We start from the raw sequence: 17,027 nt of genomic DNA, 5'->3' as shown, positions 1-17,027 counted from the left end.
GCCTTTTTTATTGCCTGCGTTTGGCAACGAGCGTGAACTTGTAATCGTCGGTATTGAAGACGTTGCGACTGTATTCAAATACCCGTCCGTCCTTCAGGAAACCGCGGGAGGCTTTTTCCAGGATCGGTTTGGCCGGATCGAGCGCCAGCGCGGCGATCGCCTCCTCTGATGGCATGATAGGCACCAGCTCCTGCTCGCTGCGATCGATAACCATCTTTTTGATCTGCTCGACGTAGTGGTATTTCGAATTTTCCATCACGTCCCAGGTGAGGTCGGGGAACATTGCCAGCGGCATCCATGTCTCTTCCAGGTTAACCGGCTTCTGCTTGATGAAGCGTACGCGCTTCACGTGCCAGACTTTATCCTCCGGATTGATGGCCAGCGTTGCCGCAAGCCGCTCATCGGCTTTCACCACTTCAAAAATTTTAACATCACTGTGCGTATCGACGTTTCGGTCCGCCAGCTTTTCGTAAAAACCGGTGAGCTGGTAGATATCGTAATTTACGCGTTCCTCTTTTACATAAGAGCCGCTGCCCTGAATGCTTTCGATAATCTGCTCATCAGCCAGCAGTTTCAGGGCCTGCCGGACGGTGACACGGCTAACGCTGAACGTCTCCTGAAGGCTGGACTCCGTCGGGAGCGCGTCACCGGGTTTTAACTCCCCGGCGTTAATTTTCTCGCGAAACGCATCGGCTATCTGCCGGTACATCGGTTTATTACCCATTTGATTGCGCCTGCTTAATACCTTTTCAGGGAATTATGCATTCAACTGATGATTTGTAAATAATACAAATAAAATACAAATTAGCTTATTAGTGAAAGTGATCACATACATGTATTATAAGGTCTGCCAGAATCCATCCCAGACAATAACGATCTAAATGTGAGGATCACTATGAACCTGACGACCCTGACCGATCCGCGTGCAGTTTGCGTTCAGGCGCGGTTTTCCTGCCGGGATGAGGCAATCCGTCAGCTTGCGACACGTCTGGTGGCGCTGGGCAAAATCGCTGATGCCGATGCTTTTATTAAAGAAGTTTTCCATCGGGAATCGCTTGGCCCCACCGCCCTGGGCGAAGGGCTGGCGGTGCCACACGGTAAATCAGCCGTCGTGAAAGAAGCGGCCTTCGCCGTGGCAACGCTGCGCGAACCGCTAGAGTGGGAAGGCGTGGACGGACCGGAAGAGGTTGAGCTGATTTTTCTTCTCGCCATTCCTCCTGCCGAAGCGGGGTCGACACATATTCAGGTACTGACGGAACTGACGTCTCGCCTGGCGGATGACGATCTCCGGGCGCGCGTGATGGCAGCCACCACGGCGGAAGATGTGCTTGCTGCACTGGAAGCGACCCCTGAAGCGCAAGAGGCCGCCGTTGCGGTGAATGCCCCGACGATCGTTTGCGTTAGCGCCTGTCCGGCTGGAATTGCGCATACCTATATGGCTGCGGAATACCTGGAAAAAGCGGGACGCAGGCTGGGCGTCAACGTGGTGGTCGAAAAGCAGGGGGCGAACGGCATTGAGGGGCGCATCACTGCGCAGCAGTTGAAGGAGGCGAAAGCATGCATTTTTGCCGCAGACGTGGCGATCAAAGAGCGTGAGCGTTTTCAGGGGATCCCCGCGGTTTCCGTCCCCGTTGCGGAGCCCCTGCGCCATGCTGAAGCGCTAATTGAGCGCGCGCTGGCGCTACGGCCTTCATCCGAAGCGGGTCATGAGTACGTCGATACCGAAACGAAAAAGGGCGTAAAAAGTGAGCTCAAACAGGCGCTCCTCAGCGGGATCTCCTTTGCGGTGCCGCTGATCGTCGCTGGCGGTACGGTGCTGGCCGTGTCGGTACTGCTGGCGCAAATCATGGGCTTGCAGCACTTGTTCGACCAGGAAAACTCGTGGCTGTGGATGTACCGCAAGCTTGGCGGCGGCATGCTCGGAATTTTGATGGTTCCCGTTCTGGCCGCGTATACCGCTTACTCGCTGGCGGATAAACCCGCGCTGACACCGGGATTTGCTGCTGGTCTTGCTGCCAATATGATCGGCTCCGGTTTTCTGGGGGCTATCGTGGGCGGCCTGATCGCGGGTTACCTGATGCGCTGGGTGAAAAATCACATCCGCCTGAGTAGCCGCTATAACGGCTTTTTAACCTTTTATCTCTATCCGGTCATTGGCGTGCTGGGGGCGGGTAGCCTGATGCTGTTTGTGATCGGCGAACCGGTGGCCTGGCTTAATAACACGCTCACCGTCTGGCTTAATGGTCTGTCCGGTGCGAATGCGCTGCTCCTGGGGGCGATCCTCGGCTTTATGTGTTCATTTGATTTGGGCGGGCCGGTCAACAAAGCCTCTTACGCGTTTTGCCTGGGCGCGATGGCGAACGGCGTATACGGTCCCTATGCCATTTTTGCCTCCGTCAAAATGGTCTCGGCCTTTACCGTGACGGCGTCAACGATGCTGGCTCCGGGACTGTTTAAACCGTTTGAAATTGAAACCGGTAAATCAACGTGGCTGCTCGGACTCGCGGGCATTACCGAAGGGGCGATTCCGATGGCGATAGAAGATCCCCTTCGCGTCATTGGCTCCTTTGTGCTCGGCTCCATGGTAACCGGCGCGATTGTTGGGGCGATGGGGATCGGGCTGTCTACCCCGGGGGCGGGTATTTTCTCTCTCTTTTTACTTCACGACGCAGGGCTGACCGGTGTGGTTGCCGCGGCGGGCTGGTTTGGCGCGGCGCTGCTGGGGGCCGCTATCTCCACGTTTATTCTGCTGCTCTGGCGACGCCAGGCGGTAAAAAAGGGCAAATACGTCACTGAAGACGCCATACGGTAAAAACTCACACACAGGAAACGAAGATGAAAGCTGTATCTCGCGTTCATATCACACCGCATATGCACTGGGACCGTGAGTGGTATTTCACCACCGAAGAGTCACGTATTCTTCTGGTCAATAATATGGAAGAGATCCTGACCCGCCTGGAGCAGGATGACGAGTATAAATATTACGTCCTTGATGGGCAGACGGCGGTGCTGGAGGATTATTTTGCCGTCGTGCCTGAAAACCGCGCGCGCGTGAAGGCCCTTGTCGAGCGCGGAAAACTGATTATTGGCCCCTGGTATACCCAGACTGATACCACCCTCGTCAGCGGCGAGTCGATCGTCCGCAACCTTATGTATGGCATTCGCGACTGTATGGCGTTCGGCGAGCCGATGAAAATCGGCTATCTGCCGGATTCATTTGGTATGTCCGGTCAGCTTCCGCATATTTATAACGGGTTTGGCATAACGCGGACCATGTTCTGGCGCGGCTGCTCGGAACGACACGGAACCGATAAAACGGAATTTCTCTGGCAGAGCCAGGACGGCAGCGAAGTGACGGCACAGGTGCTGCCGCTGGGCTACGCGATTGGTAAGTACTTACCGGAGGACGAAGCGGGGCTGCGAAAGCGGCTCGACAGCTATCTCGAGGTGCTGGAAAGCGCCTCCGTCACCAAAGAGATTTTGCTGCCCAACGGTCACGATCAGATGCCGCTGCAGCAGAATATTTTTGCAGTAATGGACAAGCTGCGAGAAATCTATCCCCAGCGTCAGTTTGTGATGAGCCGGTTCGAAGAGGTATTTGACCACATCGATGCGCACCGCGATGAACTGGCGACGGTAAAAGGGGAGTTTATCGACGGGAAATACATGCGCGTTCACCGGACAATCGGCTCTACGCGCATGGACATCAAAATCGCCCATGCGCGTATTGAGAACAAAATTGTCAATATCCTCGAGCCACTGGCGACCCTTGCCTGGACGCTGGGCTTCGATTACCACCACGGTCTGCTGGAGAAAATGTGGAAAGAGATCCTCAAAAACCACGCTCACGACAGCATCGGTTGCTGCTGCAGCGACAAAGTGCATCGTGAGATTGTCTCCCGCTTCGAACTGGCTGAAGACATGGCAGACAACCTGGTGCGTTTCTATATGCGCAAGATTGTCGACAACATGCCGCAAAGCGATGCCGATAAGCTGGTGATGTTCAACCTGATGCCCTGGCCGCGTGAAGAGGTGATGAACACCACCATCCGACTGCGTGCCAGCCAGTTCCGTTTGCGGGATGATAAAGGTAACGAGATCCCGTATTTCATTCGCAGCGCACGCGAACTCGACCCCGGTCTCATCGACCGACAGATTGTCCATTACGGCAATTACGAACCGTTTATGGAGTTTGATATTCAGCTCAGCCAGATACTGCCGTCGATGGGGTACCGTACGTTGTTTATCGAACCGAACGTGGCCGGGAAGCAGCGCCCAGCGGTGAAAAACACAGAATCCTTCCTTGAAAATGCGTTCTGGCAGGTTGATTTCAATGAAGACGGCACGTTGCGCCTGCGTGACAAAGAAACCGGGCTGATTTATGACCGCGTACTGGAAATCGAAGAGAGTTCGGATGATGGCGATGAGTACGACTACTCGCCTGCCCGGGAAGAGTGGAGGCTCACTTCAGCACAGGGTGAGCATCAGGTTGAGGTGACGCATGAAGGCTGGCAGAGCAGGGCGGTGATCCGTCATCGGATCGCTGTTCCGGCTAATCTGGCCGAACGCACGGCGCGTCAGAGGAACGGTTCTCTCAGCGCTGAGTGTGAAATCACGCTTAGCCACAACAGCAGACGCATTGATGTGGCGGTTCGTCTGGACAATCAGGCTGACGACCACCGCGTTCGCGTGCTGATCCCAACGCCGTTTACAGCCCAGGAGGTGTTAGCGGATACGCAGTTTGGTACGGTCACGCGTGCTGCGCAGGATCCCGCCATGCAAAACTGGCAGGAGGAGGGCTGGAAAGAAGCGCCGGTTCCCGTCTGGAACTTACTCAATTACGCCGTCCTGCAGGAGAAACGAAACGGGCTGGCGCTGTTCACCGAGGGACTGCGCGAATTTGAAGTGGTGGGCGAGGATAAAAAAGCCTTTGCCGTAACCTTGTTGCGTGGCGTGGGGCTACTCGGCAAAGAAGATTTGCTGTTGCGTCCCGGCAGACCATCAGGGATCAAACTGCCCGTTCCTGACTCCCAGGTTCGGGGCGCGTTAAGCTGTCGCTTTAGTCTCTTCAGTTTCAGCGGTACGCCGGAAAATGCGGGTGTCGCGCAGCAGGCTAAATCGTGGTTAACGCCCGTACAGTGCTACAACAAAATTCCCTGGGATGCCATGAAACTGAACCGCGCACCGTTTACCACGCCGGAAAGTTACAGTTTGTTAGCGCTTTCGCCAACGGGATGTGTGCTCAGTGCTCTCAAAAAGGCGGAAGATCGTGATGAGCTTATTCTTCGTCTGTTTAACCCGTCAGCGTCCAGCGCATGTGATGCGACGTTATCTGTGAATCCGACGGTGAAACGGTGCTGCGAAACGGACATGAATGAACAGGTGTTAGCGCAGCATGAAGGCGAGGGCATTGCCGGGGTATTCAGGCCTGGACAGTCACGCACCTTTAGCGTGCTTGTCGGCTGAAAACAGTGATAAAAGGCTGCAGCGTTAGCGGCCTTTTTTCATTGAATAGTCACACCGTGGTGTTAACTTATGGGGTGATAAAGGTAAATTAAATGTAATTTCTAAGGGTTGCAGAAAAGCAATGGAAAAATAATCTGGCTCGACTACGCTTTATTGTTGGTTGCGCTTGAAAAGGACAATTTCTCTCGCGTTAATAAAAATCACTTCTGTTTATATTTTTTCCTTCTTCGATAACCTATCACATCCTTGCATGTACATATCGTTAACATGGTTTTTACTATTCTCACCGCGATTAAACATGATTAACATTGCTGCTGGTTTTTGATTTAAATCAATGTTTAATCCTTGGAAAAAGGCGTTGAAAAGCGCTAAATTGTTCCCGATCAAAATGGCCGAAAAGTGGTAATTTTGCTATAAATTGATCGCCGTCGAAAAACGTAAATGTGATTCAATAAAAACCTGTTTATTGTAAGGGTTTTGCAGCGTATTATATTTGCGGGATCAATTTGAGTTTTTTATTAACCTATTTGTAACCTGACGTCATCGTTTTTATCCTTCTTCAGGGTAATAACGACGACCAGGATGCGAATAATTTGTATTGGGGCATGCGTGTGGATCTCTTCTGACGGGGTTCACTCTCGGAGTCTTCATGCGATGAGCAAGGAGTCATAATGTTAGACGTAGTCGAACTGTCGCGCTTACAGTTTGCCTTGACCGCGATGTACCACTTCCTGTTTGTGCCGCTGACGCTCGGTATGGCGTTCCTGCTGGCCATTATGGAAACGGTTTACGTCCTCTCCGGCAAACAGATTTATAAAGATATGACCAAGTTCTGGGGCAAGTTGTTTGGTATCAACTTCGCACTGGGCGTGGCCACCGGTCTGACCATGGAGTTCCAGTTCGGGACTAACTGGTCATATTATTCCCACTATGTAGGGGACATCTTCGGTGCGCCGCTGGCCATTGAAGGTCTGATGGCCTTCTTCCTCGAATCCACCTTTGTAGGTCTGTTCTTCTTCGGCTGGGACCGTCTGGGTAAAGTTCAGCATATGGCCGTCACCTGGCTGGTGGCATTAGGTTCGAACCTGTCCGCGCTGTGGATCCTGGTGGCGAACGGCTGGATGCAGAACCCCATCGCGTCTGATTTCAACTTCGAGACCATGCGTATGGAGATGGTCAGCTTTGCCGAGCTGGTCCTGAACCCGGTTGCACAGGTGAAATTCGTTCACACCGTGGCTTCTGGTTACGTGTGCGGCGCGATGTTCATTCTGGGCATCAGCTCTTACTACATGCTGCGCGGTCGTGACTTCGCCTTTGCTAAGCGCTCCTTTGCTATCGCTGCAAGCTTCGGTATGGCTGCCATCCTCTCTGTTATCGTTCTGGGTGATGAATCCGGTTACGAAATGGGTGACGTGCAGAAAACCAAACTGGCTGCAATCGAAGCTGAATGGGAAACTCAACCCGCGCCTGCTGCCTTTACGCTGTTCGGTATTCCCGATCAGGACGCGCAGGAAAACCGCTTCGCGATTCAGATCCCTTACGCGCTGGGTATCATCGCCACCCGTTCTGTTGATAAGCAGGTCACTGGTCTGAAAGAGCTGATGGTTCAGCACGAAGAGCGTATCCGTAACGGTATGAAAGCCTACTCGCTGCTGGAACAGCTGCGTGCCGGTTCGACCGATCAGGCGGTACGTGACCAGTTCAACGACGTGAAGAAAGATCTGGGTTACGGTCTGCTGCTGAAACGCTATACCCCGAACGTTTCTGATGCGACGGAAGCGCAGATCCAGATGGCGACCAAAGACTCGATTCCGCGTGTTGCGCCACTGTACTTCGCATTCCGTATCATGGTGGGCTGCGGCATCATCATGCTGCTGATCATTGCGGCTTCCTTCTGGTCCGTCATTCGTAACCGCATCGGCGAGAAAAAATGGCTGCTGCGCACGGCGCTGTACGGTATTCCACTGCCGTGGATCGCTATCGAATCCGGCTGGTTTGTTGCGGAGTATGGCCGTCAGCCATGGGCCATTGGTGAGGTACTGCCAACGGCGGTAGCGAACTCTTCCCTGACTGCAGGCGACCTGATCTTCTCCATGCTGCTGATTTGCGGTCTGTACACCCTGTTCCTGGTGGCTGAACTGTTCCTGATGTTCAAGTTCGCGCGCCTTGGCCCAAGCAGCCTGAAAACCGGTCGCTATCACTACGAGCAGTCCACTGCGACTACTCAGCCGGCACGCTAAGACAGGAGTCATCAAATGATCGATTATGAAGTATTGCGTTTTATCTGGTGGCTGCTGATTGGCGTTCTGCTGATCGGTTTCGCTGTCACCGATGGTTTCGACATGGGGGTGGGGATGCTCACTCGTTTCCTCGGTCGTAATGACACCGAGCGTCGAATCATGATCAACTCCATCGCCCCGCACTGGGACGGTAACCAGGTGTGGCTGATCACCGCAGGCGGCGCGCTGTTTGCTGCCTGGCCGATGGTCTACGCGGCTGCGTTCTCCGGCTTCTATGTGGCGATGATTCTGGTGCTGGCCTCTTTATTCTTCCGTCCGGTCGGTTTCGACTACCGTTCCAAGATTGAAGACACCCGCTGGCGCAACATGTGGGACTGGGGCATCTTCATTGGTAGCTTCGTTCCACCGCTGGTGATCGGCGTGGCGTTCGGTAACCTGTTGCAGGGTGTACCGTTCCACCTGGACGAATACATGCGTCTTTACTACACCGGTAACTTCTTCCAGTTGCTAAATCCGTTTGGTCTGCTGGCGGGTGTGGTGAGCGTGGCGATGATCATCACGCAGGGCGCAACATACCTGCAGATGCGTACTGTGGGTGAACTGCACCTGCGTTCCCGTGCGACGGCTCAGGTTGCTGCACTGGTGACGCTGGTTTGCTTCGCACTGGCAGGCGTATGGGTGGTGTACGGTATTGATGGTTATGTTGTGACGTCTGCGATCAACCATACGGCACCGTCTAACCCGCTGACCAAAGAAGTGGCGCGTCAGGCTGGCGCATGGCTGGTGAACTTCAATAACATGCCTGCGCTGTGGGCGATCCCGGCTCTGGGTGTACTGCTGCCGCTGCTGACCATGCTGACGTCTCGTCTGGAGAAAGGCGCGCTGGCGTTCCTGTTCTCCTCGCTGACCCTGGCGTGCATCATCCTGACGGCGGGTATTGCCATGTTCCCATTCGTCATGCCATCCAGCACCATGCTGAATGCTAGCCTGACCATGTGGGATGCAACCTCCAGCCATATGACGCTGAACTTAATGACTTACGTTGCTTGCGTGTTCGTTCCGATTGTTCTGGCTTACACCATCTGGTGTTACTGGAAAATGTTCGGTCGTATCACCAAAGAACATATCGAAAGCAACACCCACTCTATGTACTAAGTAAGGAGCTGAATATGTGGTATTTCGCATGGATTTTAGGGACGCTTCTTGCCTGTGCTTTTGGTGTCATCACCGCCCTGGCGCTTGAGCATGTTGAAGCGACGAAAGCGGGTGAAGAAAAACACTGATGAATATTATCGCGACGCTTTACGCGGTAATGGATAAGCGCCCGTTACGGGCGCTTTCTTTAGTGATGGCATTACTGCTGGCAGGCTGCATCTTCTGGGACCCGTCGCGTTTCGCGGCAAAAACCAGCGAACTGGAAATCTGGCATGGCTTCCTCATTATGTGGGCAGTGTGTGCTGGGGTGATCCACGGCGTGGGCTTTCGTCCGAAAGCGGTACACTGGCAGGGCATTTTCTGCCCGCTGATTGCCGATCTGGTTCTCCTCGCCGGTTTGATTTTCTTCTTCTTCTGAATAAGAAATGTCCTATAACGATATGGGCTTACCCGAGCCCATAAAAATTTACTCTCCGTTTACTTTCTCCCATTCCAAACCATCTTTCCCGCGCGTATAGTAGCGAAGTTTGAAAGCTCCAACTTTTCTTGTATTACTGGGATGTAAAGTGAATACAACGCTGTTTCGATGGCCGGTTCGTGTCTATTACGAAGATACCGATGCCGGTGGTGTGGTTTACCACGCCAGCTACGTTGCTTTTTATGAACGGGCACGCACAGAGATGCTGCGCCATCATCACTTTAGTCAACAGGTGCTGTTGGCTGAGCGAGTTGCCTTCGTGGTACGCAAGATGACGCTTGAGTATTTTGCGCCTGCCAGACTCGACGACATGCTCGAAGTCCAAACTGAAATTACATCAATGCGCGGGACCTCACTGGTTTTCACGCAGCGGATAGTCAACGCAGAGAACACCGTACTGAACTCAGCTGAAGTACTGATTGTTTGTGTTGATCCAACCATAATGAAGCCTCGTGCGCTTCCTAAGTCTATTGTCGCGGAGTTTAAGCAGTGACTGACATGAATATCCTTGATTTGTTCCTGAAGGCAAGCCTTCTGGTTAAACTTATCATGTTGATTTTGATTGGTTTTTCAATCGCATCCTGGGCCATCATCATCCAGAGAACGCGTATCCTCAATGCTGCTGGCCGTGAAGCGGAAGCGTTTGAAGATAAGTTCTGGTCGGGTATTGAGCTTTCTCGCCTGTATCAGGAGAGCCAGGGGCGCCGTGAAAACCTGACCGGCTCCGAACAAATTTTCTATAGCGGCTTCAAAGAGTTTGCTCGCCTGCATCGCGCAAATAACCATGCGCCGGAAGCGGTTGTGGAAGGCGCTTCTCGTGCGATGCGTATCTCCATGAACCGTGAGCTGGAAAATCTTGAAACGCACATTCCTTTCCTCGGTACTGTCGGCTCCATCAGCCCGTATATCGGCCTGTTTGGTACAGTATGGGGGATCATGCACGCCTTTATCGCGCTGGGTGCGGTGAAGCAGGCGACGTTGCAGATGGTTGCACCGGGTATCGCTGAAGCACTGATTGCGACCGCTATCGGTCTGTTTGCGGCAATCCCGGCGGTAATGGCGTACAACCGCCTGAACCAGCGCGTGAACAAACTGGAACTGAACTACGACAACTTTATGGAAGAGTTCACTGCGATTCTGCACCGTCAGGCGTTTACCAGCAGCGAGAGCAACAAGGGGTAAACCATGGCCAGATCGCGTGGACGAGGTCGTCGCGAGCTCAAGTCCGAAATCAATATCGTTCCACTGCTGGACGTCCTGTTGGTACTGCTGCTGATCTTCATGGCAACAGCGCCAATCATAACCCAGAGCGTGGAGGTGGATCTGCCGGATGCGACAGAATCACAGGCGGTGAGCACCAATGACGATCCTCCGGTCATCATTGAAGTTTCCGGCGTAGGGCAGTACAGCGTGGTGGTAGAAAAAGATCGTATGGATCAGCTTCCACCGGAGCAGGTGATAGCTGAGGCGCAGCGTCGCCTGGAGTCAAATCCGAAAACGGTCTTCTTAATCGGTGGCGCGAAAGACGTACCCTACGATGAAATTATTAAAGCGCTGAACTTGCTACATAGTGCGGGTGTTAAGTCAGTTGGCTTAATGACTCAACCTATTTGATCATCCGCGTAGTTTTTGGGAACCGATAGTGTCAAAGGCAACCGAACAGAACGACAAGCTTAAGCGAGCGATAATCGTCTCCGCAGTGCTGCACGTGATTCTTTTTGCAGCGCTGATCTGGAGTTCGTTCGATGAGCATATTGATGCATCAGGCGGCGGTGGAGGGTCTTCCATCGATGCCGTTATGGTGGATCCCGGTGCGGTAGTGCAAAACTATAATCGCCAACAGCAGCAGAAGGCGAGTGCAAAACGGGCTGAAGAACAGCGTGAAAAACAGGCGCAACAGCAAGCGGAAGAGCTGCGTGAAAAGCAGGCCGCGGAGCAGGAACGTCTGAAGCAGCTTGAGAAAGAACGTTTGCAGGCGCAGGAAGCGGCGAAAGAGCAGGCGGAACAGCAGAAGCAAGCTGAAGAGGCCGCGAAAAAAGCGCAGGAGCAGCAAAAGCAGGCGGAAGAAGCGGCCGCTAAAGCCGCAGCGGATGCCAAAGCGAAGGCTGATGCCCAGGCAAAATTAGCGGCTGAAGCAGCGAAGAAAGCGGCTGCCGATGCCCAGAAAAAAGCTGAAGCCGAAGCCGCGAAGAAAGCCGCTGCTGATGCTCAGAAGAAAGCCGAAGCCGAAGCGGCGAAGAAAGCGGCTGCTGACGCTCAGAAGAAAGCTGAAGCCGAAGCGGCGAAGAAAGCCGCTCAGGAAGCAGAGAAGAAAGCAGCGGCTGACGCTGCGAAGAAAGCGGCTGCTGCCGAGAAGGCCGCGGCTGAAAAAGCGGCTGCGGCTGAAAAAGCTGCTGCTGATAAAAAAGCGGCTGCCGAGAAAGCTGCAGCAGATAAAAAAGCGGCTGCCGATAAGAAAGCTGCGGCTGAAAAAGCCGCTGCCAAAAAGGCCGCTGCAGATAAAGCGGCTGCGGCTGCCGGCGTCGACGATTTGCTGGGCGACCTGAGTTCAGGTAAGAACGCACCAAAAGCGGGTGGCGGGGCGAAAGGGAACGGTCAGCCGTCTAAAGACAGCGGGACCTCCGGCGCCAACGGCGGGGCAACGGGTGCAGATATCAGCGCTTATGCGAAGCAGATTCAGGTGGCGATCCAAAGCCGTCTGTTTGATGCGGGCCTGTATCAGGGCAAACAGTGCGTGCTGCATATCAATCTTGCCCCAGATGGACGGTTGAAAAGCGTCACTTCTGAAGGGGGCGATCCTGCGCTTTGCCAGGCAGCGTTAGCCGCAGCAAGATCGGCGAACATTCCTAAACCGCCGAGTGAGGCTGTTTACGATAAGATAAAAGATGCCAAACTAGACTTTAAGCTGTGATCGTCTTTCCTTTGGGAAGTATAGAAAACCGACTATTGTCATAGCCAGGATCGTGTAGTTTTGTCTATTTGAGTTTGTTAACATTCTGCTAAATTATCGTGGGTAAGGTTACCCGGATAAGGGAGATATGATGAAGCAGGCATTACGTGTAGCATTTAGTTTTTTAATGCTGTGGGCAGCTGTGCTGCACGCAGAAGTACGTATCGAGATCACCCAGGGGGTGGACTCGGCACGCCCAATCGGTGTTGTTCCGTTCCAGTGGGCCGGTCCTGGCGCTGCACCTGAAGATGCCGGTGGCATCGTGGCGGCTGACCTGCGTAACAGCGGTAAATTCAACCCGTTAGATCGTTCTCGTCTGCCTCAGCAGCCGGGCAGTGCACAGGAAGTACAGCCTGCTGCATGGTCTGCGCTGGGTATTGATGCGGTCGTTGTGGGTCAGGTTACCCCTAACCCGGACGGCTCTTACAACGTGGCCTGGCAGCTGGTAGATACCGGCGGTGCACCGGGTACCGTTCTGGCACAGAACTCCTACAAGGTCACTAAACAGTACCTGCGCTACGCGGCTCACGCGGCCAGCGATGCGGTATTCGAAAAACTGACCGGCATTAAAGGTGCGTTCCGTACCCGTATTGCTTATGTGGTGCAGACCAACGGCGGTCAGTTCCCGTATGAGCTGCGCGTCTCTGACTACGACGGCTACAACCAGTTCCTGGTGAAACGTTCTTCCCAGCCGCTGATGTCTCCAGCCTGGTCTCCGGACGGTTCTAAACTGGCATACGTGACTTTCGAGAGCGGTCGTTCTGCGCTGGTTATCCAGACGCTGGCTAACGGTGCTGTGCGTCAGGTAGCGTCGTTCCCACGTCACAACGGTGCGCCTTCCTTCTCTCCGGACGGCTCTAAACTGGCCTTTGCGCTGTCTAAAACCGGTAGCCTTAACCTGTATGTAATGGATATTGGCTCTGGCCAGATCCGCCAGGTGACCGATGGTCGCAGCAACAACACCGAACCTTCATGGTTCCCGGACAGTCAAAACCTGGCGTTTACCTCTGACCAGGCTGGCCGTCCACAAATCTATAAAGTAAACATCAACGGCGGTGCTCCGCAGCGTATTACCTGGGAAGGTTCGCAGAACCAGAACGCAGACGTGAGCAGCGACGGTAAATTCATGGTAATGGTCAGCTCCAACGGTGGGCAGCAGCACATTGCCAAACAAGATCTGGTAGCGGGTGGCGTTCAAGTTCTGTCGTCAACGTTCCTGGATGAAACGCCAAGTCTGGCACCTAACGGCACTATGGTAATCTACAGCTCTTCTCAGGGGATGGGATCTGTGCTGAATCTGGTTTCTACAGATGGGCGTTTCAAAGCGCGTATTCCGGCCACTGATGGACAGGTAAAATCACCTGCCTGGTCGCCGTATCTGTAAATAATAATTAATTGATTACTAAAGGAATCATAGAAATGCAACTGAACAAAGTGCTGAAGGGGCTGATGATCGCTCTGCCTGTAATGGCAATCGCAGCGTGTTCTTCTAACAAGAACGCAAGCAATGACCAGAGCGGCGAAGGCATGATGGGTGCCGGTACCGGTATGGACGCGAACGGCAATGGCAACATGTCTTCTGAAGAGCAGGCGCGTCTTCAGATGCAGCAGCTGCAGCAGAACAACATCGTTTACTTCGATCTGGATAAATACGACATCCGTTCTGACTTCGCTGCGATGCTGGATGCTCACGCTAACTTCCTGCGTAGCAACCCATCTTACAAAGTCACCGTAGAAGGTCACGCGGACGAACGTGGTACCCCAGAGTACAACATCTCCCTGGGTGAACGTCGTGCTAACGCTGTTAAAATGTACCTGCAGGGTAAAGGCGTTTCTGCTGATCAGATCTCCATCGTTTCTTACGGTAAAGAAAAACCTGCAGTACTGGGTCACGACGAAGCGGCTTACTCCAAAAACCGTCGTGCCGTACTGGTTTACTAAGAGAATGGCATGAGCAGTAACTTCAGACATCATCTGTTGAGTCTGTCGTTACTGGTTGGAATAGCGGCCCCCTGGGCCGCTTTTGCTCAGGCACCAATCAGTAGTGTCGGCTCAGGCTCGGTAGAAGACCGGGTCACTCAACTCGAGCGTATTTCTAACGCTCACAGTCAGCTTTTAACCCAACTCCAGCAACAACTTTCCGATAACCAAAACGATATTGACTCTCTCCGCGGTCAGATTCAGGAAAGCCAGTATCAGCTTAACCAGGTTGTGGAACGTCAGAAGCAAATCTTGTTGCAGATAGATAGCCTCAGCAGCGGTGGTGGTGCAGCAGCACAACCCGCAGCAGGCGATCAGAGCGGAGCGGCGACATCCGCGCCCGCGCCGTCTGCGGATGCTTCCGCCTCCACAGGCGCGCCTGTACAGAGCGGTGACGCGAATACGGATTACAATGCGGCCATTGCCCTCGTGCAGGATCAATCTCGTCAGGACGACGCGATTGCTGCGTTTCAGAACTTTGTTAAGAAATACCCTGATTCAACCTACCAGCCAAATGCCAATTACTGGCTTGGTCAGTTGAATTACAACAAGGGTAAAAAGGATGATGCGGCGTTTTATTTTGCCTCCGTGGTGAAAAATTACCCAAAATCGCCGAAAGCGCCAGATGCGATGTATAAGGTTGGCGTGATCATGCAGGACAAAGGAGACACTGCGAAAGCCAAAGCGGTTTATCAGCAGGTGGTCGCCAAATTCCCTGGTACCGAAGGTGCCAAACAGGCGCAAAAACGTCTGAATTCGATGGGATGATTATCGCATGACCAGAAATCGCGTTATTTCTGGTCGTGCAGCATGATTCGTAAGCAGTTAAGTGATCTTCATCGAAATTTTTGTTGCGCAGAATTCTTAAATCAGTAATATATGCCGCCGTTGCCACGGGATATCAAACAACGTGAAAACAGCGTAAAAGTGGGTCGTTAGCTCAGTTGGTAGAGCAGTTGACTTTTAATCAATTGGTCGCAGGTTCGAATCCTGCACGACCCACCACTTAAGCAGTTCCGGTAGTACAGAGTGGGTGATTAGCTCAGTTGGTAGAGCATCTCCTTTACACGGAGGGGGTCGGCGGTTCGAGCCCGTCATCACCCACCACTCGGGTCGTTAGCTCAGTTGGTAGAGCAGTTGACTTTTAATCAATTGGTCGCAGGTTCGAATCCTGCACGACCCACCAATTTTAATGTCTTACTCAGATATTAAACGTGAAGGATAACGTTGCTTTAGCAACGGCCCGAAGGGCGAGGCGAAGCCGAGTCATCCTGCACGACCCACCACTTAAACGTGGTACCGAGTAAAAATCTTCGAAGTCAGCACCCGAATGGGTCGTTAGCTCAGTTGGTAGAGCAGTTGACTTTTAATCAATTGGTCGCAGGTTCGAATCCTGCACGACCCACCACTTCGAAGAAAAAAATCCCGCAAGGGGTCGTTAGCTCAGTTGGTAGAGCAGTTGACTTTTAATCAATTGGTCGCAGGTTCGAATCCTGCACGACCCACCAATGTAGAAAGGCGCCCTAAAGGCGCCTTTTTGCTATCTGCAATTCTATAAATGCTCCACACCTCTATTCCCGGTGACTTTTCACTCCAGATTCGCTATCTTGTTTAGTATACAAAACACAATTGCCATGCGTTTTGCTATGTCAGGCAAAAGAAAGGCAATATTGTTAAGCCAGTAAAACGAGAAGCCATAATGAGTGTGATGTTTGATCCCGAAGCCGCCATCTATCCGTTTCCGCCAAAACCTGTTCCGCTAAGCCAGGACGAAAAACAGTTCTACCGCGAGAAGATCAAACGTCTTCTGAAAGAGCGAGACGCGGTGATGGTGGCGCATTACTACACCGACCCGGAAATCCAGCAACTGGCGGAAGAGACCGGGGGCTGCATCTCTGACTCTCTGGAGATGGCGCGCTTTGGCGCAAAACATCCTGCTTCCACGCTGCTTGTTGCTGGCGTGCGTTTTATGGGCGAAACGGCGAAAATTCTCAGCCCGGAAAAAACCATTTTGATGCCGACGCTGAATGCCGAGTGTTCGCTCGATCTTGGCTGCCCGATTGACGCGTTCACCGCCTTCTGCGACGCCCATCCTGACCGTACCGTGGTGGTTTATGCCAACACCTCCGCGGCGGTAAAAGCGCGGGCAGACTGGGTCGTGACCTCCAGCATCGCCGTTGAGCTGATTGAGCATCTGGACAGCCTGGGTGAGAAAATTATCTGGGCACCTGACCGACATCTCGGCAATTATGTTCAGAAGCAGACAGGCGCTGACGTCCTCTGCTGGCAGGGGGCCTGCATTGTGCACGACGAATTTAAAACCCAGGCGCTGGCACGCATGAAGGCGCTTTATCCTGACGCCGCCATTCTTGTTCACCCTGAATCCCCCCAGTCCATTGTCGACATGGCGGATGCCGTGGGTTCAACCAGCCAGCTTATCAACGCGGCCAGAACGCTGCCGCACAAGCAGCTCATCGTGGCGACCGATCGCGGTATCTTTTATAAGATGCAGCAGGCCGTGCCGGAGAAAGAGCTCCTTGAAGCCCCAACGGCAGGCGAGGGCGCGACGTGTCGCAGCTGCGCGCATTGCCCGTGGATGGCGATGAACGGTCTGAAAGCGATTGCCGAAGGGCTGGAGACGGGCGGCGCCGCGCATGAAATTCATGTCGATGCTGCGCTGCGCGAAGGTGCGTTAATTCCGCTTAACCGCATGCTGGATTTTGCGGCTACACTACGTACTTAATTCAAAACGTTCCGG

General features: G+C 53.3%; 15 protein-coding genes and 5 tRNA genes. 19 read left to right on the top strand and 1 reads right to left on the bottom strand.

Features of this window, described 5'->3' with window-relative positions; genetic code table 11:
* Positions 1-7: 7 nt before the first annotated feature.
* Positions 8-724: a GntR family transcriptional regulator gene (locus tag ACOTY9_RS10085; RefSeq protein ID WP_014883040.1), complete on the bottom strand. Its 717-nt coding sequence runs from the start codon at positions 722-724 to the stop codon at positions 8-10.
* A 171-nt stretch (positions 725-895) separates the two neighbouring features.
* On the opposite strand from ACOTY9_RS10085, the gene mngA reads away from it, so the two are divergent.
* The 19 genes from mngA (at position 896) to nadA (ending at position 17,012) form a co-directional block, all read left to right on the top strand.
* Positions 896-2,812, top strand: a complete 1,917-nt coding sequence (gene mngA / locus ACOTY9_RS10080; protein ID WP_063434279.1) for a PTS 2-O-a-mannosyl-D-glycerate transporter subunit IIABC — start codon at positions 896-898, stop codon at positions 2,810-2,812.
* Between the two features lie 23 nt (positions 2,813-2,835).
* Positions 2,836-5,466 (top strand): mannosylglycerate hydrolase, encoded by a 2,631-nt coding sequence (gene mngB / locus ACOTY9_RS10075; protein ID WP_180261949.1) that lies wholly within the window; start codon positions 2,836-2,838, stop codon positions 5,464-5,466.
* A 671-nt stretch (positions 5,467-6,137) separates the two neighbouring features.
* A complete protein-coding gene (gene cydA, locus ACOTY9_RS10070; protein ID WP_014883043.1) occupies positions 6,138-7,706 on the top strand; it encodes a cytochrome ubiquinol oxidase subunit I in 1,569 nt (522 codons plus the stop codon).
* A 15-nt stretch (positions 7,707-7,721) separates the two neighbouring features.
* Positions 7,722-8,861: a cytochrome d ubiquinol oxidase subunit II gene (gene cydB / locus ACOTY9_RS10065; protein WP_014883044.1), complete on the top strand. Its 1,140-nt coding sequence runs from the start codon at positions 7,722-7,724 to the stop codon at positions 8,859-8,861.
* Between the two features lie 14 nt (positions 8,862-8,875).
* Complete coding sequence (gene cydX, locus ACOTY9_RS10060; RefSeq protein WP_003858598.1) at positions 8,876-8,989, top strand: cytochrome bd-I oxidase subunit CydX; 114 nt, start codon at positions 8,876-8,878, stop codon at positions 8,987-8,989.
* Positions 8,989-9,279 (top strand): cyd operon protein YbgE, encoded by a 291-nt coding sequence (ybgE, locus tag ACOTY9_RS10055; RefSeq protein ID WP_010428735.1) that lies wholly within the window; start codon positions 8,989-8,991, stop codon positions 9,277-9,279. The genes cydX and ybgE overlap by 1 nt, the downstream gene beginning before the upstream one ends.
* Before the next feature lie 148 nt (positions 9,280-9,427).
* Entirely contained in the window at positions 9,428-9,832 is a 405-nt protein-coding gene (gene ybgC / locus ACOTY9_RS10050; protein ID WP_003858593.1) for a tol-pal system-associated acyl-CoA thioesterase, read from the top strand.
* Complete coding sequence (gene tolQ, locus ACOTY9_RS10045; protein ID WP_348565687.1) at positions 9,829-10,521, top strand: Tol-Pal system protein TolQ; 693 nt, start codon at positions 9,829-9,831, stop codon at positions 10,519-10,521. The genes ybgC and tolQ overlap by 4 nt, the downstream gene beginning before the upstream one ends.
* 3 nt (positions 10,522-10,524) lie before the next feature.
* Positions 10,525-10,953, top strand: a complete 429-nt coding sequence (tolR, locus tag ACOTY9_RS10040; protein ID WP_003858589.1) for a colicin uptake protein TolR — start codon at positions 10,525-10,527, stop codon at positions 10,951-10,953.
* 28 nt (positions 10,954-10,981) lie between these two features.
* Positions 10,982-12,250 carry a cell envelope integrity protein TolA gene (tolA, locus tag ACOTY9_RS10035; protein WP_014883046.1) on the top strand — a complete coding sequence of 423 codons (1,269 nt, stop codon included), beginning with the start codon at positions 10,982-10,984 and terminating at the stop codon, positions 12,248-12,250.
* A 130-nt stretch (positions 12,251-12,380) separates the two neighbouring features.
* Positions 12,381-13,673, top strand: a complete 1,293-nt coding sequence (gene tolB, locus ACOTY9_RS10030) for a Tol-Pal system beta propeller repeat protein TolB (RefSeq protein WP_013097529.1) — start codon at positions 12,381-12,383, stop codon at positions 13,671-13,673.
* Positions 13,674-13,708: 35 nt separating this feature from the next.
* Positions 13,709-14,230, top strand: a complete 522-nt coding sequence (pal, locus tag ACOTY9_RS10025; protein WP_003858578.1) for a peptidoglycan-associated lipoprotein Pal — start codon at positions 13,709-13,711, stop codon at positions 14,228-14,230.
* Between the two features lie 9 nt (positions 14,231-14,239).
* Positions 14,240-15,037 (top strand): cell division protein CpoB, encoded by a 798-nt coding sequence (gene cpoB / locus ACOTY9_RS10020; protein WP_023332428.1) that lies wholly within the window; start codon positions 14,240-14,242, stop codon positions 15,035-15,037.
* Between the two features lie 161 nt (positions 15,038-15,198).
* Positions 15,199-15,274, top strand: a tRNA-Lys gene (locus ACOTY9_RS10015).
* A 26-nt stretch (positions 15,275-15,300) separates the two neighbouring features.
* Positions 15,301-15,376, top strand: a tRNA-Val gene (locus tag ACOTY9_RS10010).
* A 3-nt stretch (positions 15,377-15,379) separates the two neighbouring features.
* A tRNA-Lys gene (locus tag ACOTY9_RS10005) sits at positions 15,380-15,455 on the top strand.
* 146 nt (positions 15,456-15,601) lie between these two features.
* Positions 15,602-15,677, top strand: a tRNA-Lys gene (locus ACOTY9_RS10000).
* A gap of 24 nt (positions 15,678-15,701) precedes the next feature.
* Positions 15,702-15,777, top strand: a tRNA-Lys gene (locus ACOTY9_RS09995).
* Between the two features lie 191 nt (positions 15,778-15,968).
* Entirely contained in the window at positions 15,969-17,012 is a 1,044-nt protein-coding gene (nadA, locus tag ACOTY9_RS09990) for a quinolinate synthase NadA (RefSeq protein ID WP_032637167.1), read from the top strand.
* Positions 17,013-17,027 lie beyond the last annotated feature (15 nt).

The sequence above is a fragment of the Enterobacter cloacae complex sp. SHL012 genome (assembly GCF_049237505.1).
Classification (GTDB): domain Bacteria; phylum Pseudomonadota; class Gammaproteobacteria; order Enterobacterales; family Enterobacteriaceae; genus Enterobacter; species Enterobacter kobei.
Note: the sequence above shows the minus strand (reverse complement) of the source record. Positions and strands in the feature narration are given on the sequence as shown.